Source organism: Phormidesmis sp. 146-33, assembly GCF_052939515.1.
Map to the genome: position 1 here is coordinate 40715 of NZ_JBJPHU010000017.1, position 24730 is coordinate 65444.

32 protein-coding genes are annotated in these 24730 nt (G+C 47.4%); 24 read left to right on the top strand and 8 right to left on the bottom strand.

Going from position 1 to position 24730, the window contains the following annotated elements; all coding sequences use genetic code 11:
* Window positions 1–145: 145 nt before the first annotated feature.
* The 4 genes from ACJ2PR_RS09405 to ACJ2PR_RS09420 form a co-directional block, all read right to left on the bottom strand.
* On the bottom strand, window positions 146–313 hold the full coding sequence (locus ACJ2PR_RS09405) for a PEP/pyruvate-binding domain-containing protein (RefSeq protein ID WP_446868643.1): 168 nt from the start codon (window positions 311–313) through the stop codon (window positions 146–148).
* The gene (locus tag ACJ2PR_RS09410) at window positions 310–828 is read right to left on the bottom strand and encodes a GNAT family N-acetyltransferase (RefSeq protein WP_446868644.1); all 519 of its coding nucleotides are present in this window, start codon (window positions 826–828) and stop codon (window positions 310–312) included. The genes ACJ2PR_RS09405 and ACJ2PR_RS09410 overlap by 4 nt, the downstream gene beginning before the upstream one ends.
* Window positions 825–2132, bottom strand: a complete 1308-nt coding sequence (locus ACJ2PR_RS09415) for an MFS transporter (RefSeq protein WP_446876836.1) — start codon at window positions 2130–2132, stop codon at window positions 825–827. Before ACJ2PR_RS09415 ends, ACJ2PR_RS09410 begins: the two co-directional genes overlap by 4 nt.
* A gap of 260 nt (window positions 2133–2392) precedes the next feature.
* Window positions 2393–2965: a dihydrofolate reductase family protein gene (locus tag ACJ2PR_RS09420; protein WP_446868646.1), complete on the bottom strand. Its 573-nt coding sequence runs from the start codon at window positions 2963–2965 to the stop codon at window positions 2393–2395.
* A gap of 356 nt (window positions 2966–3321) precedes the next feature.
* Between ACJ2PR_RS09420 and ACJ2PR_RS09425 the strand changes: the two genes are divergently transcribed.
* From ACJ2PR_RS09425 to ACJ2PR_RS09440, 4 genes are all read left to right on the top strand, one after another.
* On the top strand, window positions 3322–3759 hold the full coding sequence (locus ACJ2PR_RS09425; protein WP_446868647.1) for a GFA family protein: 438 nt from the start codon (window positions 3322–3324) through the stop codon (window positions 3757–3759).
* Window positions 3760–3818: 59 nt separating this feature from the next.
* On the top strand, window positions 3819–4283 hold the full coding sequence (locus ACJ2PR_RS09430; protein ID WP_446868648.1) for a MarR family winged helix-turn-helix transcriptional regulator: 465 nt from the start codon (window positions 3819–3821) through the stop codon (window positions 4281–4283).
* A gap of 71 nt (window positions 4284–4354) precedes the next feature.
* Window positions 4355–4711 (top strand): VOC family protein, encoded by a 357-nt coding sequence (locus ACJ2PR_RS09435; protein ID WP_446876837.1) that lies wholly within the window; start codon window positions 4355–4357, stop codon window positions 4709–4711.
* Between the two features lie 11 nt (window positions 4712–4722).
* Window positions 4723–5184 carry an N-acetyltransferase family protein gene (locus tag ACJ2PR_RS09440; RefSeq protein WP_446868650.1) on the top strand — a complete coding sequence of 154 codons (462 nt, stop codon included), beginning with the start codon at window positions 4723–4725 and terminating at the stop codon, window positions 5182–5184.
* Between the two features lie 21 nt (window positions 5185–5205).
* Here ACJ2PR_RS09440 and ACJ2PR_RS09445 read toward each other — a convergent pair whose 3' ends face one another.
* A complete protein-coding gene (locus ACJ2PR_RS09445; protein ID WP_446868651.1) occupies window positions 5206–5889 on the bottom strand; it encodes a hypothetical protein in 684 nt (227 codons plus the stop codon).
* A gap of 624 nt (window positions 5890–6513) precedes the next feature.
* On the opposite strand from ACJ2PR_RS09445, the gene ACJ2PR_RS09450 reads away from it, so the two are divergent.
* The 5 genes from ACJ2PR_RS09450 to ACJ2PR_RS09470 all read left to right on the top strand — a co-directional run bounded on the left by ACJ2PR_RS09450 (window position 6514) and on the right by ACJ2PR_RS09470 (window position 9511).
* A complete protein-coding gene (locus ACJ2PR_RS09450) occupies window positions 6514–7035 on the top strand; it encodes a glutathione S-transferase family protein (RefSeq protein ID WP_446868652.1) in 522 nt (173 codons plus the stop codon).
* Between the two features lie 93 nt (window positions 7036–7128).
* A complete protein-coding gene (locus tag ACJ2PR_RS09455; protein WP_446868653.1) occupies window positions 7129–8259 on the top strand; it encodes a transposase in 1131 nt (376 codons plus the stop codon).
* Window positions 8260–8323: 64 nt separating this feature from the next.
* The gene (locus ACJ2PR_RS09460) at window positions 8324–8488 is read left to right on the top strand and encodes a hypothetical protein (RefSeq protein WP_446868654.1); all 165 of its coding nucleotides are present in this window, start codon (window positions 8324–8326) and stop codon (window positions 8486–8488) included.
* Window positions 8489–8518: 30 nt separating this feature from the next.
* Entirely contained in the window at window positions 8519–9001 is a 483-nt protein-coding gene (locus ACJ2PR_RS09465; protein WP_446868655.1) for a cupin domain-containing protein, read from the top strand.
* Window positions 9002–9025: 24 nt separating this feature from the next.
* On the top strand, window positions 9026–9511 hold the full coding sequence (locus ACJ2PR_RS09470) for a GNAT family N-acetyltransferase (RefSeq protein ID WP_446868656.1): 486 nt from the start codon (window positions 9026–9028) through the stop codon (window positions 9509–9511).
* Between the two features lie 121 nt (window positions 9512–9632).
* Here ACJ2PR_RS09470 and ACJ2PR_RS09475 read toward each other — a convergent pair whose 3' ends face one another.
* Window positions 9633–10151, bottom strand: coding sequence for a GrpB family protein (locus ACJ2PR_RS09475; RefSeq protein ID WP_446868657.1), 519 nt, complete (start codon window positions 10149–10151; stop codon window positions 9633–9635).
* 7 nt (window positions 10152–10158) lie between these two features.
* Window positions 10159–10338, bottom strand: coding sequence for a helix-turn-helix domain-containing protein (locus ACJ2PR_RS09480; protein WP_446868658.1), 180 nt, complete (start codon window positions 10336–10338; stop codon window positions 10159–10161).
* Window positions 10339–10593: 255 nt separating this feature from the next.
* Here ACJ2PR_RS09480 and ACJ2PR_RS09485 point away from each other — a divergent pair, with 255 nt between their 5' ends.
* The 3 genes from ACJ2PR_RS09485 to ACJ2PR_RS09495 all read left to right on the top strand — a co-directional run bounded on the left by ACJ2PR_RS09485 (window position 10594) and on the right by ACJ2PR_RS09495 (window position 11931).
* A complete protein-coding gene (locus ACJ2PR_RS09485; RefSeq protein ID WP_446868659.1) occupies window positions 10594–10773 on the top strand; it encodes a hypothetical protein in 180 nt (59 codons plus the stop codon).
* A 97-nt stretch (window positions 10774–10870) separates the two neighbouring features.
* Window positions 10871–11440: a dihydrofolate reductase family protein gene (locus ACJ2PR_RS09490; RefSeq protein ID WP_446868660.1), complete on the top strand. Its 570-nt coding sequence runs from the start codon at window positions 10871–10873 to the stop codon at window positions 11438–11440.
* A complete protein-coding gene (locus ACJ2PR_RS09495) occupies window positions 11437–11931 on the top strand; it encodes a helix-turn-helix domain-containing protein (RefSeq protein ID WP_446868661.1) in 495 nt (164 codons plus the stop codon). Before ACJ2PR_RS09490 ends, ACJ2PR_RS09495 begins: the two co-directional genes overlap by 4 nt.
* Before the next feature lie 125 nt (window positions 11932–12056).
* Here ACJ2PR_RS09495 and ACJ2PR_RS09500 read toward each other — a convergent pair whose 3' ends face one another.
* Window positions 12057–12635: a TetR/AcrR family transcriptional regulator gene (locus ACJ2PR_RS09500; RefSeq protein WP_446876838.1), complete on the bottom strand. Its 579-nt coding sequence runs from the start codon at window positions 12633–12635 to the stop codon at window positions 12057–12059.
* A gap of 91 nt (window positions 12636–12726) precedes the next feature.
* Here ACJ2PR_RS09500 and ACJ2PR_RS09505 point away from each other — a divergent pair, with 91 nt between their 5' ends.
* The 12 genes from ACJ2PR_RS09505 (at window position 12727) to ACJ2PR_RS09560 (ending at window position 24616) form a co-directional block, all read left to right on the top strand.
* Window positions 12727–13119 carry a DUF6463 family protein gene (locus tag ACJ2PR_RS09505; RefSeq protein WP_446868663.1) on the top strand — a complete coding sequence of 131 codons (393 nt, stop codon included), beginning with the start codon at window positions 12727–12729 and terminating at the stop codon, window positions 13117–13119.
* Between the two features lie 168 nt (window positions 13120–13287).
* Window positions 13288–13800, top strand: coding sequence for a hypothetical protein (locus ACJ2PR_RS09510; protein WP_446868664.1), 513 nt, complete (start codon window positions 13288–13290; stop codon window positions 13798–13800).
* Between the two features lie 92 nt (window positions 13801–13892).
* Window positions 13893–14936, top strand: coding sequence for an adenosine deaminase (gene add / locus ACJ2PR_RS09515; RefSeq protein WP_446876839.1), 1044 nt, complete (start codon window positions 13893–13895; stop codon window positions 14934–14936).
* Window positions 14937–15044: 108 nt separating this feature from the next.
* On the top strand, window positions 15045–15686 hold the full coding sequence (locus ACJ2PR_RS09520; protein ID WP_446868666.1) for a class I SAM-dependent methyltransferase: 642 nt from the start codon (window positions 15045–15047) through the stop codon (window positions 15684–15686).
* 115 nt (window positions 15687–15801) lie between these two features.
* A complete protein-coding gene (locus ACJ2PR_RS09525; RefSeq protein ID WP_446876840.1) occupies window positions 15802–17481 on the top strand; it encodes an FAD-dependent monooxygenase in 1680 nt (559 codons plus the stop codon).
* Between the two features lie 303 nt (window positions 17482–17784).
* The gene (locus ACJ2PR_RS09530; RefSeq protein ID WP_446868670.1) at window positions 17785–18171 is read left to right on the top strand and encodes a VOC family protein; all 387 of its coding nucleotides are present in this window, start codon (window positions 17785–17787) and stop codon (window positions 18169–18171) included.
* A 64-nt stretch (window positions 18172–18235) separates the two neighbouring features.
* Complete coding sequence (locus tag ACJ2PR_RS09535) at window positions 18236–19090, top strand: alpha/beta fold hydrolase (RefSeq protein WP_446868671.1); 855 nt, start codon at window positions 18236–18238, stop codon at window positions 19088–19090.
* Between the two features lie 12 nt (window positions 19091–19102).
* Window positions 19103–19657, top strand: a complete 555-nt coding sequence (locus ACJ2PR_RS09540; protein WP_446868672.1) for a nucleotidyltransferase domain-containing protein — start codon at window positions 19103–19105, stop codon at window positions 19655–19657.
* Between the two features lie 60 nt (window positions 19658–19717).
* On the top strand, window positions 19718–20458 hold the full coding sequence (locus tag ACJ2PR_RS09545; RefSeq protein WP_446868673.1) for a MerR family transcriptional regulator: 741 nt from the start codon (window positions 19718–19720) through the stop codon (window positions 20456–20458).
* 620 nt (window positions 20459–21078) lie between these two features.
* Window positions 21079–23364, top strand: a complete 2286-nt coding sequence (locus ACJ2PR_RS09550; protein WP_446868674.1) for a PAS domain S-box protein — start codon at window positions 21079–21081, stop codon at window positions 23362–23364.
* A gap of 7 nt (window positions 23365–23371) precedes the next feature.
* Window positions 23372–24001, top strand: a complete 630-nt coding sequence (locus tag ACJ2PR_RS09555) for a response regulator (protein ID WP_446868675.1) — start codon at window positions 23372–23374, stop codon at window positions 23999–24001.
* A gap of 240 nt (window positions 24002–24241) precedes the next feature.
* Window positions 24242–24616, top strand: coding sequence for a peptidoglycan-binding domain-containing protein (locus tag ACJ2PR_RS09560; protein WP_446868676.1), 375 nt, complete (start codon window positions 24242–24244; stop codon window positions 24614–24616).
* Window positions 24617–24730 lie beyond the last annotated feature (114 nt).

A 24730-nucleotide genomic window follows, 5' to 3' on the forward strand; every position in this document is an offset into this window, starting at 1 on the left:
CGGACAGTTTTTTGAACGCTTCTAAAAAGCTTTCAGGGCTTACGGTTCCAGCATTGAGCTATTTTTTCAAAGTTGGCTCTATTCCTAACTTTGAAAATAAGATCCTGTTCCGCGAGCGAGTCAGGGTTTGAGCCGGAAAATCTGCTCAAATTTTGTCCGAAGTATTGTTATAGGCGATCGTCGAAATACAAAAGCCATTGGGTACGAGTATTCCTTCAATCCTGGAAAGTTCTCCCAGGTTCGCCCCTTTACCTCCAACGACTCCAATTCTGGTTTCATCAATGTCCGGAAAACCAAGCACATAGAAACTCATAGATTGACCTCTTTTTCTTCTAAAGGATGCCAATTCTCTCGATTTAGGCGATAGACAAAGCAATCATCGTCTCCAAACTGACGACGCTCTACACATTGGAATCCCAAGCGTTCATAAAAGCGATGAACGCGAGTATTGCTGATCAGCGGATCGACGAGGACTGCCGTTACCAATGAGTCAGAAAAACAGCGGGTAAGGGCAAGGTGCATCATTTGAGTCCCATAACCTTTGCCTAAATCTGTCTCCGCTCCAATCCAGATGTCGATCGCCCGAAGATTTTCTGCTACATCCCTCCAGTAGTGGCTTTCCTCCCGTGCCGGATCGATAATTTGAATGAATCCGAGCGCCCGACCGTCGATCTCTGCAATCAGTTGTTCTCGCCAATCAGGGGTGCGATCGAGTTCTATCTCCCAATGCCAATCATCGTTTGGATCAGAGGCGATCACATGCGGTTGTTCATCCCAGTGTTGCAGGAGGTCTAAATCAGCGGAAGTAGCAGGGCGCAAGTTTATCATTCGCTAACCAGCATTTTTTGATAATTTGCAGATAGCTTCTGGTAGGCGTGCGATCGCATTGCCAGTAACGTCACCATTAACCCAATGAGTCCGGTTAGGGTAAATAAAAGGGCAATGCCGCGATTGGCTCCAGTGCCAAACCAGTCACCAATTAGATCTACGCCTGACCCTGTAGTCATAAATGGGATGAAAATGAACTGGGCGATCGGTCCAATCATAAAGGCGGTGAGGGGTGATGCCGCTTGCTCAATACTCTGGGCAAAGCCGAAAACACGCCCTTGCCGTTCCAATGGAATGACGGTTTGCAGAATCGTTTGTTCTGCTGCTTCAACGACTGGAATTAGACAGAGATAAATGAACATCCCAATAGCTAACGATGCAACCGAGGCTTGAATCGTAAAGCCAGTGGCAATCACCCACATAACAATATTTGCCAGAAATAGGGTTTGTAATGGACTCTTTCCTAACCCTCGTTTAGCAACAACCAAGCCACCCACAATAAATCCCAGGCTTAAAAGTCCCCACAAAATTCCCCACACTTGTACTGAAACCAGGGATAGACCGTAGGCATCCATCAGGGACATGAAGACACCACCCAGAAAATTATTGAAGCAATTAAAGAAAATCAGTCCAAATAAGCCGGGGACGAGCGCGATGGCCCGAATCGTCCCGCGAATGTCGATGTGTTGGGTGTGATGTTCCGGATGGATAATCGTTTGTTCGGGAATGGGGAGAGTACTCAGATGCAGGATGACGGCAACCGTCAGGGCGATCGCAAACACCATCACCCAATAGACACCCAGAAAACCGATCGCCAATCCGCTAAAGATAGAAGCGATGAGAAATGACACCCCATTGGCGGTACCCACCAGACCATTGGCTTTGTCTCGCTCAGCTTCAGGAATCAGCAGGGTGACGAGGGTTGGTAGGGCGATGGTGCGGATATTCCCTGCGATCGCTCCCATCAAAGTTAGCACAATAAAAATCCACAGCGGAATGCTGGACACATCGGTAAAAACAGAGGGTGACGTAGAGCTAAAAATGATCTGAGCCAGCAGATATAAAATAAGCGAGCAAGCGCTGGACAGTAACATCACCGTTTTCTTACGGTAGCGATCGACCAGCGAGCCGAGAAAGAACCCAGAGAGGGCAACCGTTCCAACATACACACCCGCCATCACTGAGGTTGCCAGTACGGATTGAGTTTGCAGAAAAACCCAGAAGGTGACGGCAAACCAGACAAACGTGTTGGTCAGTGCAGCCACCAGCGAGTTGGCTAAGATGGCGTAAAACGTTTTGGTCATTGAATACCCTTAATTCATCCATTAAGAGGGGGTTGGAGGTGGCTAGTTACGGCAGGGGCTGACTCCCAGTGATTGTTGCGCCCATCGCTACATTGACTCAGAATGTAGAAAACCATAGTTTCTCTATTGGATAGAGTTTTCTTAGAATAGCGGTCGCGGCTGCTTTTCACTTCATCCAACGAGGTGAAGCTAATATTTCTCCATCTTTTGGTGGATGAGTATGCTTCACATTCTTTCTTGGCGCGATCGTAGCTCAAAATTTAACGCTTTAATCGATAGTGCAGCAACATGAACCCATTGTTGTAAATCTTGCTATTGGCGAGTTCCAGCGAAGTTAACTCAACTACATCTGAAAACAGTGCAATACCCGAACCGAGTAGAATCGGATGTACTTTGAGAATCATTTCGTCAATTTCTGGGAAAAGGGCTGTTGCTAAATTTCCGCCACCGCATAGCCAAATGTCTTTACCTGGTTGTTGCTTCAATTTTCTAACCAGTGCCACAGGATCGGTTGAAACCACTGCAATAGTTGGATCAGGGCTTTTTTCTACTGTGCGAGAAACAATGTACTGCTCCATCTGTGGATAGGAGTTGGTAATCCCCTCATGGAGTTCAACCTCATAGGTTCCGCGCCCCATCACAACTGCATCAAAAACCTGATTCTCGGCAGTAATGCCCAACTTGTCCCGAAAATGGGCTGGAATTGTCTCCGGAAAGAGTTGAAGCAAATCAGCAACGTGATCTCCTTCCATCAAGAAGAAGTCAAATGAGCCGTCTTTACGGGCAATAAATTTATCGACTGTGCAAGCAATGTAGTATTTCAATTGACGCATACTTAACTTCCCTGCAAATTATGGACGGACTGCAGCGATTAAATCTCCTGGGCTGTTTCGATGCGATCGCCAAAATTGCACATGGTACAACCCACATTCTGTAGTATCTTTGTAGTATAGCCATGTAGCAAGACTATTCTCTACATCTAAAGGAGGAGATTCCAATCTGCTGGATTATCACAAAGTTGAACTCTGAACACCTGGTTTTGCGAGTGGTTTTACTCTAGCTCGTCCTGTTTCGATTGTATTTATTTTGATGGGACTCCAACGTGCCTGATCGAAATCCATCACAAGATTTTGATAGTGGTACAACAATTTGATAGTTCAGTACGAGAACTTTATCTAAACTAGAAGCAATGAATGATACCAGACTACCGGAAATTAATTTTGAACAGGGTAAAGCTGTACAAAATCGCGGGGGATGCCTTTGTGGAGCAGTTCGCCTGGAAATTTCTGCTGAGCCTTTTCGGGTGGGCATTTGCCATTGTCTAGACTGTCGCAAGCACCACGGGGCGGTATTCAATACTGTTGCAGTGTTTCCTGCCGATGCGGTCAGCATCACTGGCACGGTGTCCAACTATCGCGATCGCTATTTCTGCCCAGTTTGCGGCTCCTCGGTCTTCGGACGATCTGGCGACGAAATCGAAATCCCTGCTGGCACCTTCGATAGGCCGAATCAAGTGACACCCACCTATGAACTCTGGATGTGTCGTCGAGAGGATTGGCTACCCCCGTTCAACGTTGCACGTCGATATGAGCATGATCGCGAAGGGACGGCACGCACCGAACCATAACAACGGGTAGAGGGTGATTAAATTGACAGAAGCCTGTCAATTTGGTAAAGTGCTGTCATATGAGTGAACCGAGTGCCAATGGCAGTGCCTTTACCGAACTCATCCTTGAGGTCTTTCGGCTAAATGGGCTTTTGTTGGAAGCGGGCGATCGGTTGACCCATCCCGTTGGGTTAAGTAGTGCCCGTTGGCAGGTGCTTGGCGTTGTGGAACATCAATCAACACCCGTTGCTCATGTTGCTCGAATCATGGGGCTAACTCGACAAAGTGTTCAGCAAACCGCTGATGCCCTGGCAAACGATGGATTTATTACCTATACAGACAATCCTCACCATCGTCGTGCCAAATTAATGACCATTACATCCAAAGGTCGTAAAGCCCTCGATTACGTCCAGCAGTGCCAGACTGATTGGGCAAATCAAGTCAGTGAAACGCTTTCATTAGAAGCATTAGAGACTGCTGTTACAGTCTTGCAACAACTCAGAGAACGTCTCGAAAGCCACGAAACTGATGGACTGGATGAATAATGGCGATCGCCCTCCATCATTACTATTAAGGAAACACAATAAAAATTACCGCTTCTGCCATTTCGTTGAACGTGGATGATGTCACTGCATCGGCTACCTTTGCCAAACAACATTTTGGTTTCAACGAGCAAATGTCAGCCGATGGCTTCGTCTCCCTTGTCAGAGAAGATGCTGGCTTCAACCTGGTCTTTCTAAAAACTGGCTTGGAAAGCTTTAAACCCATCCACATGCGTGAACATCGGGCAGATGGATTGCTGATTGCATTTGTGGTAGATGACATCGACACGGAATATGCACGACTACAAGCGGAAGGTGTACCAATCACAACTCCAATTGAAACTGAACCCTGGGGTGAACGATTCTTTCAAGTGACAGACCCGAATGGGGTAGTGATTCAACTGGTTCAGTGGATGACTCAATCTGACTAGGAGAGAGTTGCATGAACTCATTCAATTTTCGTTCTGCTACTCCATCTGATGCTGATGCTGTAGCACAGGTTTATCTCAGTTCTCGAAAAGCGTTTGTTCCATTTGCTCCGATCGCCCATTCTGAGGCAGCTGTTTATGAATGGATTCGTGACATCTTGATTCCTGGAAGCCAGGTAACAGTAGTAGAGCGAGACAATAAGATTATAGGCATGATGGCATTGTCAACGACCGAAGGAACAGGATGGATTGATCAGCTTTATTTACATCCTGATGTCGTTGGGCAGAAAATTGGAACCAAGCTGATTGAACGCGCAAAAGCAGAACTGGGTTCTCCGATCCGGCTTTATACGTTCCAGGAGAATCAGGGGGCAATTCGATTTTACGAACGACACGGATTCAAAGCGGTTCAGTATCGTGATGGTTCTGAAAATGAAGAAAACTGTCCTGATATTTTGTACGAGTGGCGTGTGTAATTGAGCACCTCAGCTATCAATTCATTTTATGAATGGTTCCACCAGCGATCGCACTCGCTCTGTATCATCTAGGCTAACAAGGGGCATACCGTGGGCGGGCACGATGACTGGATTATCCGCTAAAGCCCCCATGACCGTTTGCGCCACTGCCTGGACATTTGAGCAAAGCACCTTCAGATACACCCGATTCACCTTGAGTCCGGGCGCACTACCCGTTGACCAAAACAAAAACTTTGCCAGCCAGTTGTCCGGTAAGGATGTCCAATGACTCACAATTTCATCAAGATATACAACTGGACGTTCTCCCCGTCGTGCGATCGCGATTGTGCCTCCTTTTTTCGTGCCGGGAACTTCTCGAAGTTCCACCTGAGAAGCTGTGAGTTTTGCCAGCGGCAGGAATGGTCTGACTCCATCCTGATTAATTTGCTCTAGGGCAATGTCTGGAGCATAAGAAACGGCAGTAGGATAACGAGTTTGCCACTCAGCGTGACCTAAATCGTGACCCGAATGAGGGGCAATTAAGGCTACAACTTGTCCCTTTGCATCGATCGCTGCAAAATCTGCTTCGGAGAGTCCAATGGGTGGACTAATGACGGCTAGATGATTGCCGTCCAGCACAAAGGCAAATGCATTGGCTTTATATCCATTGGCAACATACTCATAGACCCATACGTTGCTATTTTCAAGTACTTTTTGCCAAGTCATACGATTTCTCTATTGTTGATTATTGGTCATTGGTTACTGATCACTAGCGGCAAGTGACAAATGACGAACGACAAATAACTAATTCAACCGATACGCTGTTGTGATGACAGGTTCCCTCTCCGGGAGGCTCACGAAATTGCTCCACCAGAAGGTTTTTCCATCCCTGATGCTGACTCGATAGGATGAGTGAACTATCTGCTTCAGCGTCAGAGTTAGTGTAAATCTCCATGACATAAAACCAACGCGCCTAGTTCCGATTGTAGTCATTTTCGCTTCGTTCACTTCAAATTTTGAAAACCAACCACAAGATTGTGATAGTGTCGCAAGAATCAGATAGTCAGGTGCAAATGATCTCTCTACTCTAGAAGAAATTGTAGAGTGAGGGTTTTATGGAGAAACAACGTTCAACAAATTTTTCTACAGAAACTATTCTTGCTGGTGACTGAACGTGAAATTCATGATTTGAAAGGCGATCGCCTTAATTGACTCGTCGAGAGTATTTGAAATAATGTTTAATTCTTTTTCGCAAGGAGCATTTTTAACCACTTTTTGTTTAGCCAGTCTAACCGTTTGCAATGCTCATAACAATAATTCTGACATTTACAAAACAGATGGAGACATCACATGATTACTGTCCATCACTTAAATAACTCTCGCTCCCAGCGCATCCTGTGGCTGCTGGAAGAACTGGGTTTGGAGTATGACATCAAGTACTACGAACGTGACCCCAAAACGCTGTTAGCCCCTGAATCGTTGCGACAGGTGCATCCTTTAGGTAAGTCGCCTGTCATTACTGATGGAACGCTGACGTTAGCAGAGTCGGGAGCTATCATTGAGTATTTGGTAGGGCAATACGGGGAAGGACGATTAATACCTCCACCTGGCACACCAGAGCGGCTGCGCTATACCTACTGGCTGCATTATGCCGAAGGTTCCGCCATGCCACCTTTGTTACTCAAGCTGGTTTTCGATCGCATTGAACAACAGCCGATGCCGTTCTTTGTCAAACCGATCGCGCACAGGATCACCAGTCGAACCAAAGAGGCATTCATCACTCCTCAAATTACACAGCACTTGAATTATCTTGAATCAATAGTCCGGACAGATTTTGACAAGAAAGCTACCCATCGCATAGGGTGCAAATAATCACAAAAGCACGAGATGGATAGCGATGGAAGCCATTGTACAAAGCCTACTGACCGAAGTGGGCAATTTCGCAAACCTCAAACGAAATTCTTCATGACCTTATTCGCCACGATGTTGATGGTGTGCGGCAAAGTCAACTTTAGTAACCTGAGTCGATACAGTGATTTAAGCGAACGCACCTACCGCCGACAGTACAAACAAGAGTTTGAATTTGCAGCGTTTAACCGAGCGTTGGTGGGTCGCTCCAGTCAAACGGGTGCAGCTTTGTTAGCCGTCATGGACTGCTCGTTTGTTGCGAAGAGCGGGAAGGCAACGTTTGGGCTGGATAGGTTTTGGAATGGGTGTGCCAGTCGAGTCGAAACGGGATTAGAGATTTCGGTGATTGGGGTGGTCGATGTGGAGACTGAGCAGGGTTATGCCTTATCGGCAGAGCAAACGTATGCCCAATCGACTTTGCCAGAGTTTACTCGCATGGATCAATACCTCTACCATCTCGATGGTGTACGCCCTCATTTGCCGCCCGAAGTGGAATATCTTGCGGTCGATGGTGCCTATGCAAAACAGAGTTTTGTCTCCGGGGCGGTGGATCTCAAGTTGCAGGTGATCAGTAAATTGCGCTGTGATGCGAATCTCCAGTTTTTCTACACGGGCGAACAGAAGCGACGAGGCAGACCGCGCCAGTATGCGGGCAAAGTTGACCTCGCTGACTTGAGCCGCTTCACGTTTGTCGAAACGGTACAGCCCGATGTGGCTCTGTACACGGCTGTTGTCTTTCATGTATCGCTCAAACGCTCGATTCGAGTCGTCTATCTCGTAGATCGTCGTCACCCGACCCGCACTCGCACCTGCCTATTATTCAGCACTAATATTGAGCAAGACCCGATGCAGATTTACCAGTACTACAAACTGCGCTTTCAAATTGAATTCATCTTCCGCGATGCCAAGCAGTTTACCGGACTGGAGGATTGCCAAGCTCGCGATGCCCAAAAGCTCGCGTTCCATTTCAATGCCAGTTTGACAGCACTCAATTTGGCGAAGTTCGACGCGCTGCAACAGCATTCAGGACAGCACCCGTTCGTCTTCTCAATGGCAAGCGTCAAGCGACGAATGCTCAATCAGCATCTCCTCGACCGATTTATTTGCAACTTAGACCTGGAGCCAAGCCAAATTAAATCCCATCCCAACTACTCAACCCTCTGCAACTACGGCATCATCGCCGCCTGATTCTGTCCGAACCATTGTTGAATCAGAATTGGAGAAAACGCTCTGGTTTACGGGAAATGAATTTATGGCGGCTGATATTCAGATGAGCGTTCCCGTTGAAGCAGCGGTAGCGCGAGGTGGGTTGAATGCTAGTCGTCCACGGTTGATGGAATTTTGCGATCGCATCCACTCCCGTCCAGCGTACCAACGAGCCTTAGAGCGGGGTGGTGCCTATCAGCTTGTAAGCTAGTTCAATCATTTATTCTAGAAGGATAACTCTATGACAGACCAACATCCTTTGCTTCTTCGAGCCGAACAAATTACGGCAAATTTGCACAGCTTTTCGCATCCCTGGAATCCAAACTCTGAACTGGCAGGAACTCAGTTAGGTAAGATGGTTGGGCTACAGCGCACAGGGGTTAACTTTATCCAAGTCCCCCCCGGCAAAGAATCATTTATTTATCATTCTCATTGTCGAGAAGAGGAATGGATTTATATTCTATCGGGTCATGGCGTGGCAGAAATTGATGGATCAGAAGTTGCAGTCGGCGCTGGAGATTTTATGGGATTTCCTACGCCTTCGATAGCTCATCATCTGAGGAATACAGGTAATGAAGATCTGGTATATCTAACCGGAGGAGAAAACTTAGATGTCGAAATTGCTGAGTTTCCGCGTTTAGGCAAACGAATGATTCGGCGTGACGGCGCGATCGAAATCTATGACTTATCCGATGCCAAGCCCTTTGAACCGTTAGATCCATGATGATAAACACTCACTGGAGTTTCAATGGAGATACAGATTGAACCTTACAAAGCTGATCAACTTGATGCCATTATTCGTCTTTCGCTTCGAGCTTGGACTCCGGTCTTTGAATCGATTCAGAACGCGATGGATTTTGATGTTTACCAGGAACTCTATCCCGAAGATTGGCGTGTGAGTCAGCAAAAGGCAGTGGAATCGGTTTGTACTGCTAAGGACACCGATGTATGGGTGGCGATGGATGCTGGTTCAATTACAGGCTTTGTGGCTGTAAAACTTGATGCGGAGTCTCGCATGGGTGAAATCTACATGGTCGCTGTTGATCCAGATTTTCAAGATCGTGGCATTGGTAGCGCTTTAATAGAATTTGCACTGGATTGGATGAAAGAAGCAGGAATGTCCGTTGCAATGGTCGAAACGGGTGGTGATCCGGGTCATGCTCCAGCCCGACGCACCTATGAAAAACTTGGTTTTGGACTATTACCGATCGCCCGATATTTCAAGAAGCTCTAGGACACAGGATTGATCAGGATTGGTCTTGAATCGCTTTATCAGCCACACCGTAGACAACACAATGAAGCTTTGACTGCTCTCAGTTGAAAACATCCCTCGATTATCAGCTCCAAGTGTTAGGTCAAATCATTGCTTGCCAAATCATTGCTTTTTTCTCCATCATTTTGACAAATTCGTCTTTACCATCCATATAACCTTTAATGTCGTGAGGATACTGTTTTGCTAACTGCCGTTTTAATTCACTATATTGTTGAGCATCATCAGGATGGGCAATCATGTAGTCACGAAATGCTAAATGACGAGTGATTTCAGGTGAACCGCCTTCGTAGGTATGTACGTTGTGGGTTCTAATCTCAGGAGAACAACTCTTACGAAAGTAACGCCGACCGGGAAGCCCAAATTCACCCATTGCTTCGTATCCAATGGTTGTCATTGCCCCATTCTGTTCATCCGTTTTGGCAATGCTTTTTACTTCAATCAAAAAATCAATCACAGGTTTAGCATAAATGCCTGGAATTGCAGTACTGCCAATATGGTGGATGGCAACGATATTTTCTCCCATCACCCATGCGAGTTGCTGAGACTCTTTTTGAAACTCTTCCTGCCATACGGGATCAGGGGGGACAACTTCTACTTTCATAGTCTCGTTAATTTATCCGATAAGCTTTTGGAGTCGTGCCTTTCATCTGGCGGAATTTTTTACTGAGATGACTGTGACTCTTGAAACTACATAGTAAAGCAATATCCGCGATCGAGCGAGCGCTTTGTTTCAACAATCGTTTTGTTCGTCCAATCTTACGATATACATCCCTGAAAATTAATCCCAAGATTTTGACAGTAGCACAAGAATCAGACAGCGGGAGACTGAATTGTTGATTAACCTGAAAACGCAGCTAGCAGCCAAGCCTGCCAATATCCACGTCTGCAAAAATCATTTGTAACCATCTACCATTATTCAACTGGGAGGAGGGAGTGTATGACTAATCAAGTTACCAACTTCAATCATACGAAGAGAATGAAGAAAGAACTGAAAACGGCTGCCTTCTGAAGTTAAGCTTATCTCGCATTTGGGATTTGCATCTATGCTGCTCTCGGATGAACCGCGCATCTGGCAGGGACGCGATCCGGTACGGATCAGCTTCGCTGCACGCTTTGGTAAAACGTATTGGCATATTTATGAACCTATCCGCGATCGCTCCTTCAGATTTACCTCTAAGCAGGAAGTACGACAATGTTTAGAGAAACGATTTCCTGGTCACTAGATTCTCTCTGAGGTGAGTAAGATGTTTAGCAAAGAACCCCTCATTGCAGACCTGGCTCAACTTGAATTACAGGTACTCCTCACAAATGGAGGTCAGTATGGCTCACTTGATCTACACGGCGAACTCGTCACTCGACGGCTACATCGAGGATATGGATGGCAAATTTGACTGGACAGCGCCAGACGATGAATATTTCAGGTTTATCAGCAACCTCGTACGGAAAGCTGGCACTTATCTCTACGGGCGTCGAATGTATGAGACCATGATGGTTTGGGAGACCGACCCCAACTTAGCTGCTGAGTCTCCACTCAGGCGCGACTTCGCAGAGATCTGGCAAGCAGCCAATAAAATCGTGTACTCCAAGACATTGGAGAGAGTATCCACTCGCAAAACACAGCTTGAGCGAAGCTTCGATCCAGAAGCCATTCGACAATTAAAAGAGGCTGTTGAACAGGATATCCTTATCGGTGGTGCTGAGCTTGCTGCCCACGCCTTTCGATCAGGATTGATCGATGAGTGTCATCTGTTCCTCCTACCGATCATTGTAGGAGGCGGCAAACCATCCCTCCCAGACAACGTTCGATTGGATCTCGATCTTTTAGAGGAACGCCGCTTTGGCAGTGGCGTGATTTTCCTCCGTTATCGAACAAGATTCTTCCGCAGTTGATTCTGGTTGATCCACTGATCCAGCAAATTCTGCTGTCTCTTCATGCGGATATAACTACGGAGCATCCGACCGGGCGGCTCTTTGGAAATTCATTGGCGATCGCTCTTGCATCTCGGCTCCTGCAAAATCACTCAGCTTGGAACGTTCAGTGTTTTTCTATGCGTAGCGGATTGCCTCTCTATTTGCGCGATCGCGCCCTGGAATTCATCGAATCCCACCTGGATCAATCCTTTACCCTCGACCAGCTTGCCGACGAACTGGGGATGAGCGTGTACTATTTCTGCCGCCAGTTCAAGCAAGTAATGGGCGTTGCTCCCCATCAGTATGTGACCCGACGACGGATTGAGCGGGCGAAAGAATTGCTCTGGCATAGTCAGTTGCCGATCACAGAGATTGCCCTCCAAGTTGGCTTTGCAACGCCCAGTGCGTTCAGCAGGTTGTTTCGGCAAGTCACCGGGACAACACCCAAAAACTTTCGTCAGCAGCGGTAAAGGAGCGCAAGATCAGCACCACACCGATCGTATAAAGATGGCTGGTTGAGAACGAAAGAGTGTTAGCACTGGGTGAAGCGAGTCGTTAGCTGGCTTTACATTCTCTGTACAAATTGTGTCAATCATTAATCCTGGCGTGTCAGAATCAGATGCTGGAGGTGCATCTCAGCTAATCGTTCAGCTCGATTCGCCTGAATACCGAGGACGAGTTCACCAATCAAAGCGTAGTAAACCATGCGGGCGCGTACCGTTGCTTCAAACGGTGCGAAGCCAACTTCTAAAAACAAATTTTTTGTATAGTCGAGACGACGCTGATCAACCTGGGCAAGAATTGCTGCAATTCTAGAATCATTTGCTGCCCAGGCTCGAATTGCATTTTCGACTTGACCCTCGTCTTGAATTGCCAGTTCAAACAAGTGAAGCAGTTTGGCCGAAGCGTTACCGCCTACTGCCTCAACTTGCTCAATAATGCTCTCAGTTTCACGATTAACCCATGCTTGCAAAATCGCTTCTAAAAGCTCTTCCCGATTTTTAAAGTGCCAGTAGAAGCTACCCTTCGTGACATTCAGCAATTTAGCCAGTGGCTCAACTCGCACGGCTTCAACTCCGTTCTTTGCTAAAACCTCTAGCCCTAAGTTGATCCAGTCTTGCTGTCCAAGCCTGGAAATCTCATTCTGCTTAACCATACGGTGGCGTGTTGACATTTGCGAGACAGGTCACTAATCTATAACCATACGGTAGCGTATTCAAGAGCAATTTGATACGGCAAAATCATTTAGAACCAAGGAGATAAAGATGCTTCGAGTGAGTGGGTACTGGTTCATTGCGATCGGGATTCTCCATCCCCTTGTCCACGGATGGCTTTTTGCTAAACCTTTGATGGATATTGTGCAAGATGGTTGGTTTAACGCGATCGCACCCAATCCGGCAAATCCTTTTTATGACCGAGAAGATGCGTTTTGGTGCATGATGATCACGCCATTTCTCCTGATCATCGGATGGCTCTGTTGTTGGGCACAAACAAAAGGGATTCGCTTACCCAGTTTTCCAGGTTGGATTCTCTTGCTAACGGCTGTTGTTGGCGTGACGCTTGAACCTTTTTCGGGATTTTGGCTGATTATTCCTCCTGCGTTGCTCATGCTGGTTGACCGACAACGGGACCAAGAACCTCTGAAAAACTTGCTTTAACACTGGGTCTGATGGGGTAGTCGTCGCCCACTCAACATCGCCGTTCATCCACTGCTAGCGATTTTTCGGATGCACTGCCAAGGCTCAAATGATCGAGTGCAAAGGAGTTGTTGTATCGCTTCGCTACTGAAGGGCAAATTCTAGATTAAGTTGGCTAGGAGGCAAATTATGTTCAGCATTTTGCAGATTCTGACCGTGGTGTTTGTGGCGGTGGCAATGGCTTTGGCTCTCGCACACGCCCTTGAACTACCGGGCAAGATGCGACTCAGCAAGGAAACATATTATGCCATGCAGCCTATTTATTATCCAGGATTCACGATTGGAGGGATTAGTGAGCCAGTCGGCATAATTTTGACAATCATTCTGTTGTTCTTAATGCCATTCGGAAGCATGGACTTCTGGTTAACGCTTGTAGCATTAATTGGACTTTTCGGAATGCAAGCAGTGTATTGGCTCTTCACGCATCCAGTGAATCAGTTTTGGGTTGAGGATGAAAGCCTTGATCGCTTCAGTTCTGGCTTTTTCTCGGTTGGGGCAACTAGATCTCGGTTTGAGAACAAAACCCGTCCGCCGGAATGGACAGAGTTGCGCGATCGTTGGGAGTACTCACACGTAGCGCGAGCGGGATTGGCGCTTGTGAGCCTGATTGCGCTTGTCACTACCCTCTCTTGCCGCACATAGCCAGAATTGAATTCTGATCGAGAAATCACTCGTTCATTGCACTCGTTCATATCAGCAGAGCAGGTTGTTTTTATCAGTAAGAGGCTGAGTTCATGCCACAAACCAACACAGTCACCTCAATTTCTCCTGAACTCGCGGCTCGGCTTCGCGCTATGCCCAAAGTTGAGATCCACGTTCACGTTGAAGGAGCAACAGATGCAGAAACGTTTTATCAGATAGCGCAGCAGAATCACGTTGAGTTACCGACAAGTTCATTAGAAGAATGGAAGTCATTCTTTGAGTTTCGCGATTTTTCGCATTTCATCCAAGTTTACGCAGCAGCAGTTCAGTGCTTGCAAACGCCGGAAGACTATGCCCTGATGATTGAACGGTTCTACAAACGACAAGCGGAGGAAAACATTCGCTACACGGAAGCTTTCTTGAGTGCCTCGTTTCTGACGCAAAAGTTTCAAGATGACGAAATTTTAGACGCGATCGCCGCAGGACAATCGGCGGGAGAAGCCAAGTACCATTGCCAGATTAATCTCATTCCCGATATTGCGCGTGAGGTTCCTGATTCTCAAGAGCGCGTTTTGGAATTTGTTGTGAAAGGGAAAGAGCGCGGGTTATTTGTGGGTTTAGGCGTGGGAGGGCTTGAAGTTGGGTATCCACCAGAACTGTTCACAGAAACGTTTGCTCAAGCCCGTCGGCAAGGACTCCACCTGGTGGCTCATGCAGGCGAGGCAGTGGGAGCAGAAAGCATCTGGAGCGCAGTGAATACGTTGAAACCTGAGCGAATTGGACATGGCATTCGGTGTTTAGACGATCCTGAATTAGTAGAATTACTCCGCCAACGTCAGCTTCCTCTGGAAGTGTCTCCCCAAAGCAACTATTGTTTAGGTGTTGTCGAGCGAGGTCAGCCTCACCCCATCCGCAAGATGGTTGATGCTGGGCTGTATTGCACCGTCAACTCAGACGATCCAGCCATGTTTTCCATGAGTTTGACAAACGAGTATTTAACGCTTGCAGCACAAGGATTTAGTTGGGAGGAACTTTGGCAACTCAATTTGAATACTTTGGAAGCAACGTTTCTGGATGAAGTCGAAAAGGACAAGTATCGTACTGAGTGGGAACAATTCACGCGATCAGCCAGCTAGCAATTGTGTTTAGTGGTCAGTTGAGTTTTTCTCGTTTATCAAAGTCTTCACAAATCCACTCAACGCAATCGTTAAGCAACTTCACTTGAACTCGTGGAGGGTGAACCAATGGAGCGATCGCAAACAGAACTGCAAACCAGTTACGACCGTGTGGCGGCAGAATACGCCAAGCGATTTTATGATGAGCTAGATCGAAAGCCGTTTGACTGCAAGATGTTGGATTGGTTCATCGAGAAGGTAAACGGGGTTGGAACAATTTGTGACTTAGGGTGTGGTTCTGGACACATTGCAAATTATCTACATAATCGCGGTTTAGAAGTGTGCGGTATTGATTTGTCGTCGGGAATGGTCGAACAGGCGCAAAAGTTAAATCCAAACATCACTTTTCAACAGGGCGATATGCTTTCCTTAGATGATTTTGCTGACAACTCTTTCGGTGGGATCGCCGCCTTCTACTCAATTATTCATGTTCCTCGTTTATTAGTCGTTGACGCTTTACGAGAGATGAATCGGGTATTGCGCTCAAGAGGAACACTGTTACTCACATTTCACATCGGTCAGCAAACCCATCACCTCGAAGAATGGCTCGATCAGAGAGTCTTTCTAGACTTTCACTTTTTTGAAACAGCACAGATGAAAGTTGATCTTCAAATGGCAGGCTTTGAGTTAGAAGAAGCAGTAGAGAGAGATCCATATCCTGAGATAGAAGTTCAGACTCGTCGCGCTTATCTTTTTGCAAAGAAGCTGTAAACGAATACACCGGCGCATTTATGAGTGAAGCGATCGCTCAACAACACCTCACTTAAATTTGTCGCGTCGATCAATTCTTGTCATGGCTTCGTATCGAGCACTGAGGCATAAAGCAATGAGTTTAAAGGAAGTTGATATTGATGTCCTGGTCGTGGGCGCTGGTCCTGTCGGATTAGCAATGGCTTGTGAACTGATCAGGCATGGTGTGCGCTGTCGCGTGATTGACCAAGCCACAGAACCAGTCCAAACCTCGCGTGCCCTCGGCATTCAAGCCCGAACACTAGAGGTGTTTGAAAACATGGGTGTCATCGACAAAGTTCTAGCAGTGGGAACAAAGGCAAAAGGAGTCACAATCTACGATCGCGATCGCGTCATCTTGCGGATCAGTCTGCAACACATTCGAGAGAAAGATAGCCAGTATCCCTTTCTCCTGATCTTGCCTCAGAGCCAAACCGAGTCTATCCTCAACGATCGCTTGCATGAACTCAGTGGCAAGGTTGAGCGATCGCGAGAACTATTCGATATCCGGCAAGAAAATGGTGTAGCGATCGCCCGGGTCAAAGCAGCCGAAACAGACTCAAGCGACCTGGAGGAGATCCGCGCCCGATGGCTGATTGGCTGCGATGGAGCCAGCAGTCGGGTTCGCAAAGTTTTGCGAATCCCATTTGAGGGCACCACTGCACCGGAGGAATGGCTGATTGCCGATGTCGATCTCGACTGGGATCGCACCCGCGAAACAACACATGGTTGGTTCACACAAGACGGCTTGCTTGCTGCTTTCCCACTGCCCGATGGACATTGGCAACTATTCGCACCCACTGACACTAGGAATGGACAGCACGTTTCACAGGCATCGGTGGAAGGATTACAGCGTTTACTCGTGCAGTACACAGGCGATACGAGAACAACGATTAGCAATCCCACCTGGATGTCGAACTTCAAAGTCAACTATCGCATGGTGAAGACGTACCGTCAGGGGCAAGTCTTTCTAGCAGGGGATGCCGCCCACATTCACAGTCCTTTTGGCGGTCAGGGCATGAATATCGGGATTCAGGATACCTATAACCTGGCATGGAAATTAGCTCTGGTGCTGCAAGGAAAGGCACGGGAAAGCCTGCTGAATACTTACCAGGAAGAACGGTTGCCGATCGCCGGGTATGTGCTCCAGGGTTCAAAAACCACAACGCAGGGTTTAATCGTGACGCAAAATCCCGTCTTACGTTGGCTCCGCGATCGCCTGGTAATTCCGCTGCTTCAACTAGACAGCGTTCAGCGCAGGCTAGCCCAGGAAGCCTCAGAATTGAACATGAACTACCGCCGCTCTTCGCTCTCCTGCTCTGATTTGCAAACCAGATGGAATCTGCGCGATCGATTGAACTGGTTCAAAGCACCTCATGCGGGAGACCGAGCACTGCCAGGGAAGTGCCTCAACTGTCCTGCGGGCGATTGCACAAATCTCAATCGAGTGTTTCATGGAACGGAGAGCCATCTGCTGCTCTTTTCAGGTCTTGCGCCTGCGGACAAAGAGTATGCCGATCTTGCCAAACTCGCGTCTACAGTTGAAACTCTGATGAGTGGTTGCGTCAAAGCACATATCGTTGTTGGTAGCGCCAAACCGCCACAACTTACCTGGAATGGCTCGATTCTGCTCGATCCGCAGGGAGAACTTCACACGCTCTATGGAATACATCAGCGATCGCTCTATTTCATTCGCCCAGATGGCTATATCGGATTGCGTAGCCAACCGACAGACGAGAAGCATTTGCTGGACTATTTGAACAAGATCTTCATCTAATATTCAGCAAGTGTCACTGAGTTACCTGTGCGTCGGGGACTACCGACTAGATTCAGAAGTTTTGATGGTCTGTTCATCTTTTCCTAGGCGCAGGCGCAGGAACAGTTGCGGTCTGGCGCACCGGATCTGATACCAGACGATGGCTGGACGGCGAACAGACTATACGCCGATTGGAGGAACGCATTGCCAATCTGAAGGCGATCGCCAGCCACAATGATCTGGAGATTCAGCAGCAATTCAAGCAGTTAGAATTGAAAGACCGTCAGGAATAAAAGCTTATAGTTTGAAGAGGTGGCGAAATTTATGATTGACCACACTGGTATCAATGTTAGCGACTTTGGCAGCAGCAGGAAGTTTTATATCAATTCGTTATCTCCCCTAGGCTACCAATTGCTGCATGAGTTTGATACGGATGGAGCCGGGTCCGTGACGGGCGCGGGTTTTGGAGTCGATGGGAAGCCAGATTTTTGGATTTTTCAGGGGGAAGTCAATACCCCCAGACTTCATATCGCTTTCCGAGCTGAAACTCGTGCAATGGTCGAGGCATTCTACAATGCAGCATTAAAAGCAGGTGGTCAAGATAATGGTGCTCCGGGTCTTCGACCTCACTATCATCCCAATTATTATGGTGCTTTTGTTTTAGATCCAAATGGGCACAACATAGAAGCAGTTTGTCATACTCCCGATTAAACAAAGGTTTCAACCATGCTTTGTGCTCCTGCTAAAGCATCCTATTATCAGGACAGGCTAAAGTATGACAGGTCAACAAATCAACAATGGTGTCGTGCATCTATTTTCAGAATCTTTTGGTTCTCCAGATGACACTGCAATTCTATTGATCATGGGCGCAATGTCTTCAGGAATTTGGTGGCCAGAGGAGTTTTGCCGCCAGCTAGCGAATATGGGACGATATGTGATTCGTTACGATCATCGAGACACCGGGCGTTCAACCAGCTATGAGCCAGGACAAATCAGCTATACCGTTGAAGATCTGGCAGATGATGCTTTTGCTGTTCTTGATAGGCATCATATTCAGAGCGCTCATCTGGTCGGGATGTCTCTGGGTGGCTACCTGGCTCAACTCATGGCGCTCAAGCATCCCCAGCGAATTAAAAGCCTGACTCTGATCGCCTCCGAGCCTTTAGCCGAGGCTGATTCTACAATGCCTGGTATCGCTCCATCGATTCTGGAGTATCACGCAAAAGCGGGCGAACTAGATTGGGGCGATCGCCAAGCTGTCATTGAATATCAGGTGGGTGCATGGCGGTTGCTGAATGGCTCAGCTCACCCCTTTGATGAATCCCTGATCCGTGAATTGGCGGCGGCTGACTTCGATCGCACCCCAAACTTGATGACTCCCTTTAACCATGCACTACTTCAAGAAAGCCAGGAAGGTAAGGAATGGCTCGGTCGGCTTAACGAAATCACTGTTCCGACACTGATCATTCACGGCACAGAAGACCCTGTTTTGCCCTATGCCCATGCTCTGGCGTTAAAAGCAGAGATTCCCCATGCAGAATTACTCACACTGCATGGAACAGGACATGAACTACACCCTGATGATTGGTCTGTAATCATTGAAGCAATCCAGCAGCACACAGCATCATGAGAAACTGTGAGTATGAACGATCGCCACATTGAGTTGATCCATCAGTTATTTTCGGCAGCAGACCAAATCAATTTGCCGTTGTGGTTGCAGGGTGGTTGGGCAATCGATGCCAAATTAAATCGCATCACCCGTGAGCATGAGGATATTGATATTGCATATCCGGGCGATCGCACCACTGAGTTTCTGGCGTTACTGCACTCCCTTGGCGGTGTCATTACAGAACAAACCTCCTACGGTTTTCTGGCAGAAATACAAGGCATTCTCCTGGACTGTGAACCCTATATTCGCGCTGGAGAGGGCTACGAGCTAGAAGGCTTACCTCCGGGAACCTGTCCATCCGAACCTACAGGAAGTCTTAGCGGTAAATTACTTCGTTGCACCAGTTGGGAAGCAATTCTCTGGGATTATTTTTACTACATCGAAGAAGTTCCACAGAGTGAGTGGCGACCCAAAGATTTTTCGAGTTTTGCGATCGCCAGAAGATTCTTTGGTGAAATTGAAACACAAAACTTACACAAACAATTTAAACATTTTTTTGCTTCACCCCTTGACCCTGACGTTACGTGAGGTTTTTACCATAGATTCATCCACAGATTAAGGTTGTTTGCAAAGGATCAGGAGGGGAAGATGCAATCGGTTGCACTCAAGGTCGGTGATTTGGCGAGACAAACAGGGGTTTCGGTACGGACGTTGCATTACTACGACGAGATCGGCTTACTTTCGCCCTCTCATCGCACTGAAGCAGGGTATCGACTGTATGGCAAGGAGGACATCATTCGCTTGCAGCAAATTATATCGCTGCGGCAAATTGGCTTCTCCCTCGAAGAAATCCGCGAGTGCCTGGAGCCACACAACTTTTCCTTCGATCGCGTGATTCAACTCCATGCCGCCCGCTTGCGTGAGCAAATTGAACTTTCTCAAAAATTGCTTAATCGCCTGGACGCGATCGCTCAAGCCGTGAGTTCGATGCAAACCGTGTCTGTGGAAGCACTCATTCAAACCATTGAGGCAATGAATATGTTGGAAAAATATTACACCCCTGAACAATTGGAATCCCTCAGGCAACGTCAGGAATTGGTTGGCGAGGAGCGGATTAAGCAAGTTCAAGCCGAATGGCAAGATTTATTTGATCAAGTACGGGCAGAGATGGCGAAGGGCACTGATCCAGCCAGTGAACCCGTCAAAGCTCTCGCTCGACGAGCGATTCAATTGATCCAAGAATTTACAGGGGATGATCCTGGAATTGAACAATCCTTAAACCGAATGTATCAGCAGGAGCAGCCTGAAGCGGTCAGTAGAGGAATGGTCGATGCAGCGATAATGGAATACCTGGCTCTAGCCAGGGCTGCTCTGGAGCAAACAGAGTAATGAGAAGTGGGCAGTCTACGTTGCTTGCGATCGCCCACTATAGGGCATTAAGAACGCTGAGTTCATTTCCTCACCATTGACTGATTCCTCCACATTTGAGGTTGTCGATTAATTGTGATCCTGAAAATTTAGAGCCTGAAAGCGATCGCTTGAGTCTTGGAAGTTGCTGCTTTATCGAGCGTATCGAACTCGCCGGAAATTGCGCGAGAATAGGTGCAATTTCTGGCAAACTCACGCCCCGCTTACTGGCATCGGTGTTACCTCATTTGCCTCTCTCAAAACATTAGTCGGATTGAGACAACAGCAGCCCTTGATGAATGATCTGCTTACAGATTGGCACAATCCCTTCCATTAGAGGGATGTGATCGCAGGCATTGCCTTACAAGTTGGTTTCTCTAGTCAAAGCCATCTGACACAACAGTTCAAATGCCTCGCTGGAATGACCTCCAAGTAGGTTCGCTAACGGCTTAAGAATCAGACAAACCATATTTCATCATTCAAGGCTTTAATGCAGCCCTTGGAAAACCTTCAAAAAATTCGCCCAGAAGCTTAATTTTCTGGATTTTGGCAAGCGATATACTTTGAGAGATGATTGACCGCCCTTCGTCGGGGGGAGTTTAATGATCCATCTCGATCAATTGATTGCCACATTGATGCAGGTGGTAACCGAAAGCGCAGGAGCCGAAACTGGCGCTCTGGTTCTCATACAAGAGAATCAACTCATTGTAGTAGCTCAATGCAGCGGAAATAAACCGTGTGACCTGGAAAAATTTGCTGTTGCCGACTGTGCAACGATTCCTGTCTCCGTCATTCACTTGGTAGAACGCATTCAAGAAACTTTAGTGCTTGATGATGCAGTCAGCGAACCGTCTTTTTCAACTGATCCTTACATTCAACACCACCAGACGCGATCGCTCTTGTGTATGCCAATTCTCAATCAAAGTCAGTTGATTGGCATTCTTTATCTAGAGAACAATCTCAGTACCGGAGTGTTTACCCGCGATCGCTTGCAAGTCCTTAAACTGTTGATCGATCAGGCAGCGATCTCACTTGAAAATGCTCGGCTGTGTGAACGGTTAGCAAACTATACCGAAACACTGGAACGGAAACTAGAAGAGCAAACTCAAGCCTTACAGCAGGAGATCAGCGATCGCGAACGAACAGAAGACGCATTAAGACAAAGTGAAGCGAATTATCGCAATTTGCTACAAACCGCAAATTCAGCCATCATTCGCTACGATCCGCAAGGACGGATTCACTACATCAACGATTATGGGATAAAACTTCTTGGCTATGAAGAATATCAGATTTTAGGGCGAACCTTATTTGAAACCATCATTCCAGAAGTCGAACTCTCTGGGCGCGATGTCAAACCTATGGTTCACGATTTACTTCGCAATCCTCAAGCGTACCCGCAAGGTGAGGGTGAAAATCTGTGTCGAGACGGTCGGCGAGTTTGGATGGCTTGGTCAAATCAAGCCATCTTCAATGACCAGGGAAAGGTCGTTGAAATCTTATCGGTGGGCAATGACACCACTCAGCGGAGGCAAGCAGAAGAGGCATTACAACGTAGTGAAGCTAAGTTCCGCAACATCTTTGCAAACTCGCAGGTTGGTATCTACCGTACCCGTATCGGTGATGGATTAATTCTCGATGCCAATCAACGCTTTGCCGATCTGTTTGGCTTTGATTCACCCCAAGAGATGATTGGGATTGAACACACTACAGGCTATTGGGTCAATCCCAGCGATCGCCAACAAGGCATCGAGGTGATGAAGCGGGATGGGGAAGTGCGAAGCTATGAAGCACAGATGCGAAAACGAGATGGGACAGTGTTTTGGGGACTTTTCTCTTCTTATCTGAATGCAGGCGATGACTACATCGAAGGGGTGCTTGCGGATATTAGCGATCGTAAACAGGCAGAAGTTGCGTTGCAAGCCTCTGAAGCAGAACTGCGATCGCTCTTTTCAGCCATTCCCGATCCAATGTGTATCTTCGATGGTAAGGGGCAATTGATCTGTGCAATCAAAGGGAATCCGTCCTATGGAGAGTTATATCGGGAGGAGTATATTGGCAAAACACTGCATCAACTCTATTCCAGGGAACAAGCCGATGAATTCCTGAGTTATATTCAGCAGGTGTTGAGAACCCAACAAGTCCTCACTGTTGAATACAGCCAGTGGATAGCTGGACGAGAAATCTGGTTTTCGGCTCGCATTGCCCCAATTCGGCATAAGCAGGTGCTTTGGTTGGCGCGAGATATTACCTTGCAAAAGCAAGCAGAAGCCACCTCGATTCTGGAAGAACGCAACCGCATGGCACGCGAAATTCACGATACCCTTGCTCAGGCGTTTACAGGCATTCTAGCTCAGGTGGGAGCGGCGAAACAGGTGCTAACGGATGATGTCGAAGCAACTGGGGCACATCTCGACCTGATCAAAGAATTGGCGCGAACTGGACTGACTGAAGCGCGGCGATCAGTTGTCGCGCTCCGTCCTCAGCTTTTGGAGGAAGGCAGTCTACAGAGCGCTCTCCATCGTCTCGTCGCTCAACTCAGAACTGCCGCACTAGATACCACTTTGTATTATGAGATTGAGGGGGCAGTGTACGCTCTACCCAGTGAAGTTGAGAGTAACCTACTGCGGATTGGACAGGAAGCTTTAACCAATGCGATTAGACACGCCCATGCTGACGAAATTCGAGTGGAGCTAAGATACGATCGCGATCGATTTTGCTTGCGCGTGAAAGACAATGGACAGGGCTTTGGAGTTGGAAGTATTCCCTCCTCTGAGGGATTTGGCTTACTGGGTATGAGCGAACGGGCAGAGCGCATCGGCGCACAACTCACGATTCGGAGTCAACCCGGACAAGGAACAGAGATGATTGTCACTGTCAATCGGGAGTAGCGTCACGATGAACCAAGCCACGACCATTCGGGTTTTGATTGCAGACGATCATGCCATTTTTCGGCAAGGATTAGCCACGATTATTAACCGTGATCCAGAGATGCAGGTGATTGCACAAGCTGAAAATGGGGAACAGGCGATCGCTCTATTTGGGGAGCACCAACCGGATGTCACGCTGATGGATCTGCGAATGCCGGAAGTAGAGGGAGTTGCTGCGATTGGCGCAATTTGTGCGACTGCTAAATCGGCTCGAATCATTGTCCTGACCACATACGATAGTGACGAAGATATCTATCGGGGATTGCAGGCAGGCGCAAAAGGATATCTGTTAAAAGAAACTGAACCGGACGAGCTTTTGAATGCCATTCGTATCGTTCATCGGGGTCAGCAATATATTCCGTCCGATGTGGGCGCAAAGTTAGCACAGCGCCTCAGCAATCCAGAACTGAGCGAACGAGAACTAGAAGTACTCGGCTCACTGGCGCAGGGAATGAGTAATGCTGAGATTGCTGATGCTTTGAATATTGGTGAAGGCACGGTTAAATCTCACGTCAATCGGATTTTGAATAAATTGGATGTGAGCGATCGCACTCAAGCGGTGATTGTTGCCGTTAAACGCGGCATTGTTAGTTTGTAGGGTTGTACTTTCGATCGACTTCGGATTCTAACTTAAGTTATAGTCAGCCTTCTACTTTGCGATGAGTAGTTGCTCTATCAATTTGTACTGTAAAAGAGTTAACTCGCTATAGGCGACGACTGGAAACCAATCTTCTACATTGAATGTATGCAAATAGAAATGCATCCAATCAAGCAAATCATGCTCTTCTAGAGCCAAAGCTGATTGAGTTTTCAACCCTAACCCGTTGGAGATAAATCAATGACATCTACTTCCACAGCAACAGACCCAATCCTACGCCAAGGCGATTCTGGTGCTGCTGTCACTAGGCTACAACAATTGCTGAATGCGAAAGGAATCAACGTTAAAGTTGATGGAGACTTTGGCAATGCGACTCGCGCCGCAGTCGTTCAATTTCAAAAGCAGAGTGGCATTGCTACAGATGGCATCGTTGGCCCTCGAACTTGGCAAGCCCTTCGTCAAGGTGGCAATGCACCCATTCAACTGACTGATGCTGCCAGTTACTACGAGCCATCGAAATATTCCTATCAAAAAGAGGCGTTTGAATGGTTGCAATCTCAGATTTCTAGATCAGATCTAGATGAATTTGCTCGCCGTTGGCGGAACCTAAGCTAATGTAAGTTCGAGATAATTCTTGGACGCTCGACGGTTGGAAACCGCCAAAGTTTATCTAGGGCGATTTCTTATCTCGAACTTGCCTTAGATAGACTTTGGAAATTATTCAAATAG

Excerpts from the sequence above, each read along its gene's own strand:
- ACJ2PR_RS09445 (WP_446868651.1), bottom strand. The coding sequence starts at position 5,889 with ATGACTTGGCAAAAAGTACTTGAAAATAGCAACGTATGGGTCTATGAG.
- ACJ2PR_RS09555 (WP_446868675.1), top strand. The coding sequence starts at position 23,372 with ATGAACCAAGCCACGACCATTCGGGTTTTGATTGCAGACGATCATGCC.
- ACJ2PR_RS09530 (WP_446868670.1), top strand. The coding sequence starts at position 17,785 with ATGATTGACCACACTGGTATCAATGTTAGCGACTTTGGCAGCAGCAGG.
- ACJ2PR_RS09455 (WP_446868653.1), top strand. The coding sequence starts at position 7,129 with ATGACCTTATTCGCCACGATGTTGATGGTGTGCGGCAAAGTCAACTTT.
- ACJ2PR_RS09500 (WP_446876838.1), bottom strand. The coding sequence starts at position 12,635 with ATGTCAACACGCCACCGTATGGTTAAGCAGAATGAGATTTCCAGGCTT.
- ACJ2PR_RS09450 (WP_446868652.1), top strand. The coding sequence starts at position 6,514 with ATGATTACTGTCCATCACTTAAATAACTCTCGCTCCCAGCGCATCCTG.
- ACJ2PR_RS09460 (WP_446868654.1), top strand. The coding sequence starts at position 8,324 with ATGGCGGCTGATATTCAGATGAGCGTTCCCGTTGAAGCAGCGGTAGCG.
- ACJ2PR_RS09465 (WP_446868655.1), top strand. The coding sequence starts at position 8,519 with ATGACAGACCAACATCCTTTGCTTCTTCGAGCCGAACAAATTACGGCA.
- ACJ2PR_RS09545 (WP_446868673.1), top strand. The coding sequence starts at position 19,718 with ATGCAATCGGTTGCACTCAAGGTCGGTGATTTGGCGAGACAAACAGGG.
- ACJ2PR_RS09420 (WP_446868646.1), bottom strand. The coding sequence starts at position 2,965 with ATGCGTCAATTGAAATACTACATTGCTTGCACAGTCGATAAATTTATT.
- ACJ2PR_RS09490 (WP_446868660.1), top strand. The coding sequence starts at position 10,871 with ATGGCTCACTTGATCTACACGGCGAACTCGTCACTCGACGGCTACATC.
- ACJ2PR_RS09485 (WP_446868659.1), top strand. The coding sequence starts at position 10,594 with ATGCTGCTCTCGGATGAACCGCGCATCTGGCAGGGACGCGATCCGGTA.
- ACJ2PR_RS09550 (WP_446868674.1), top strand. The coding sequence starts at position 21,079 with ATGATCCATCTCGATCAATTGATTGCCACATTGATGCAGGTGGTAACC.
- ACJ2PR_RS09425 (WP_446868647.1), top strand. The coding sequence starts at position 3,322 with ATGAATGATACCAGACTACCGGAAATTAATTTTGAACAGGGTAAAGCT.
- ACJ2PR_RS09535 (WP_446868671.1), top strand. The coding sequence starts at position 18,236 with ATGACAGGTCAACAAATCAACAATGGTGTCGTGCATCTATTTTCAGAA.
- ACJ2PR_RS09475 (WP_446868657.1), bottom strand. The coding sequence starts at position 10,151 with ATGAAAGTAGAAGTTGTCCCCCCTGATCCCGTATGGCAGGAAGAGTTT.
- add (WP_446876839.1), top strand. The coding sequence starts at position 13,893 with ATGCCACAAACCAACACAGTCACCTCAATTTCTCCTGAACTCGCGGCT.
- ACJ2PR_RS09540 (WP_446868672.1), top strand. The coding sequence starts at position 19,103 with ATGAACGATCGCCACATTGAGTTGATCCATCAGTTATTTTCGGCAGCA.
- ACJ2PR_RS09405 (WP_446868643.1), bottom strand. The coding sequence starts at position 313 with ATGAGTTTCTATGTGCTTGGTTTTCCGGACATTGATGAAACCAGAATT.
- ACJ2PR_RS09440 (WP_446868650.1), top strand. The coding sequence starts at position 4,723 with ATGAACTCATTCAATTTTCGTTCTGCTACTCCATCTGATGCTGATGCT.
- ACJ2PR_RS09430 (WP_446868648.1), top strand. The coding sequence starts at position 3,819 with ATGAGTGAACCGAGTGCCAATGGCAGTGCCTTTACCGAACTCATCCTT.
- ACJ2PR_RS09505 (WP_446868663.1), top strand. The coding sequence starts at position 12,727 with ATGCTTCGAGTGAGTGGGTACTGGTTCATTGCGATCGGGATTCTCCAT.
- ACJ2PR_RS09510 (WP_446868664.1), top strand. The coding sequence starts at position 13,288 with ATGTTCAGCATTTTGCAGATTCTGACCGTGGTGTTTGTGGCGGTGGCA.
- ACJ2PR_RS09415 (WP_446876836.1), bottom strand. The coding sequence starts at position 2,132 with ATGACCAAAACGTTTTACGCCATCTTAGCCAACTCGCTGGTGGCTGCA.
- ACJ2PR_RS09525 (WP_446876840.1), top strand. The coding sequence starts at position 15,802 with ATGAGTTTAAAGGAAGTTGATATTGATGTCCTGGTCGTGGGCGCTGGT.
- ACJ2PR_RS09410 (WP_446868644.1), bottom strand. The coding sequence starts at position 828 with ATGATAAACTTGCGCCCTGCTACTTCCGCTGATTTAGACCTCCTGCAA.
- ACJ2PR_RS09470 (WP_446868656.1), top strand. The coding sequence starts at position 9,026 with ATGGAGATACAGATTGAACCTTACAAAGCTGATCAACTTGATGCCATT.
- ACJ2PR_RS09520 (WP_446868666.1), top strand. The coding sequence starts at position 15,045 with ATGGAGCGATCGCAAACAGAACTGCAAACCAGTTACGACCGTGTGGCG.
- ACJ2PR_RS09560 (WP_446868676.1), top strand. The coding sequence starts at position 24,242 with ATGACATCTACTTCCACAGCAACAGACCCAATCCTACGCCAAGGCGAT.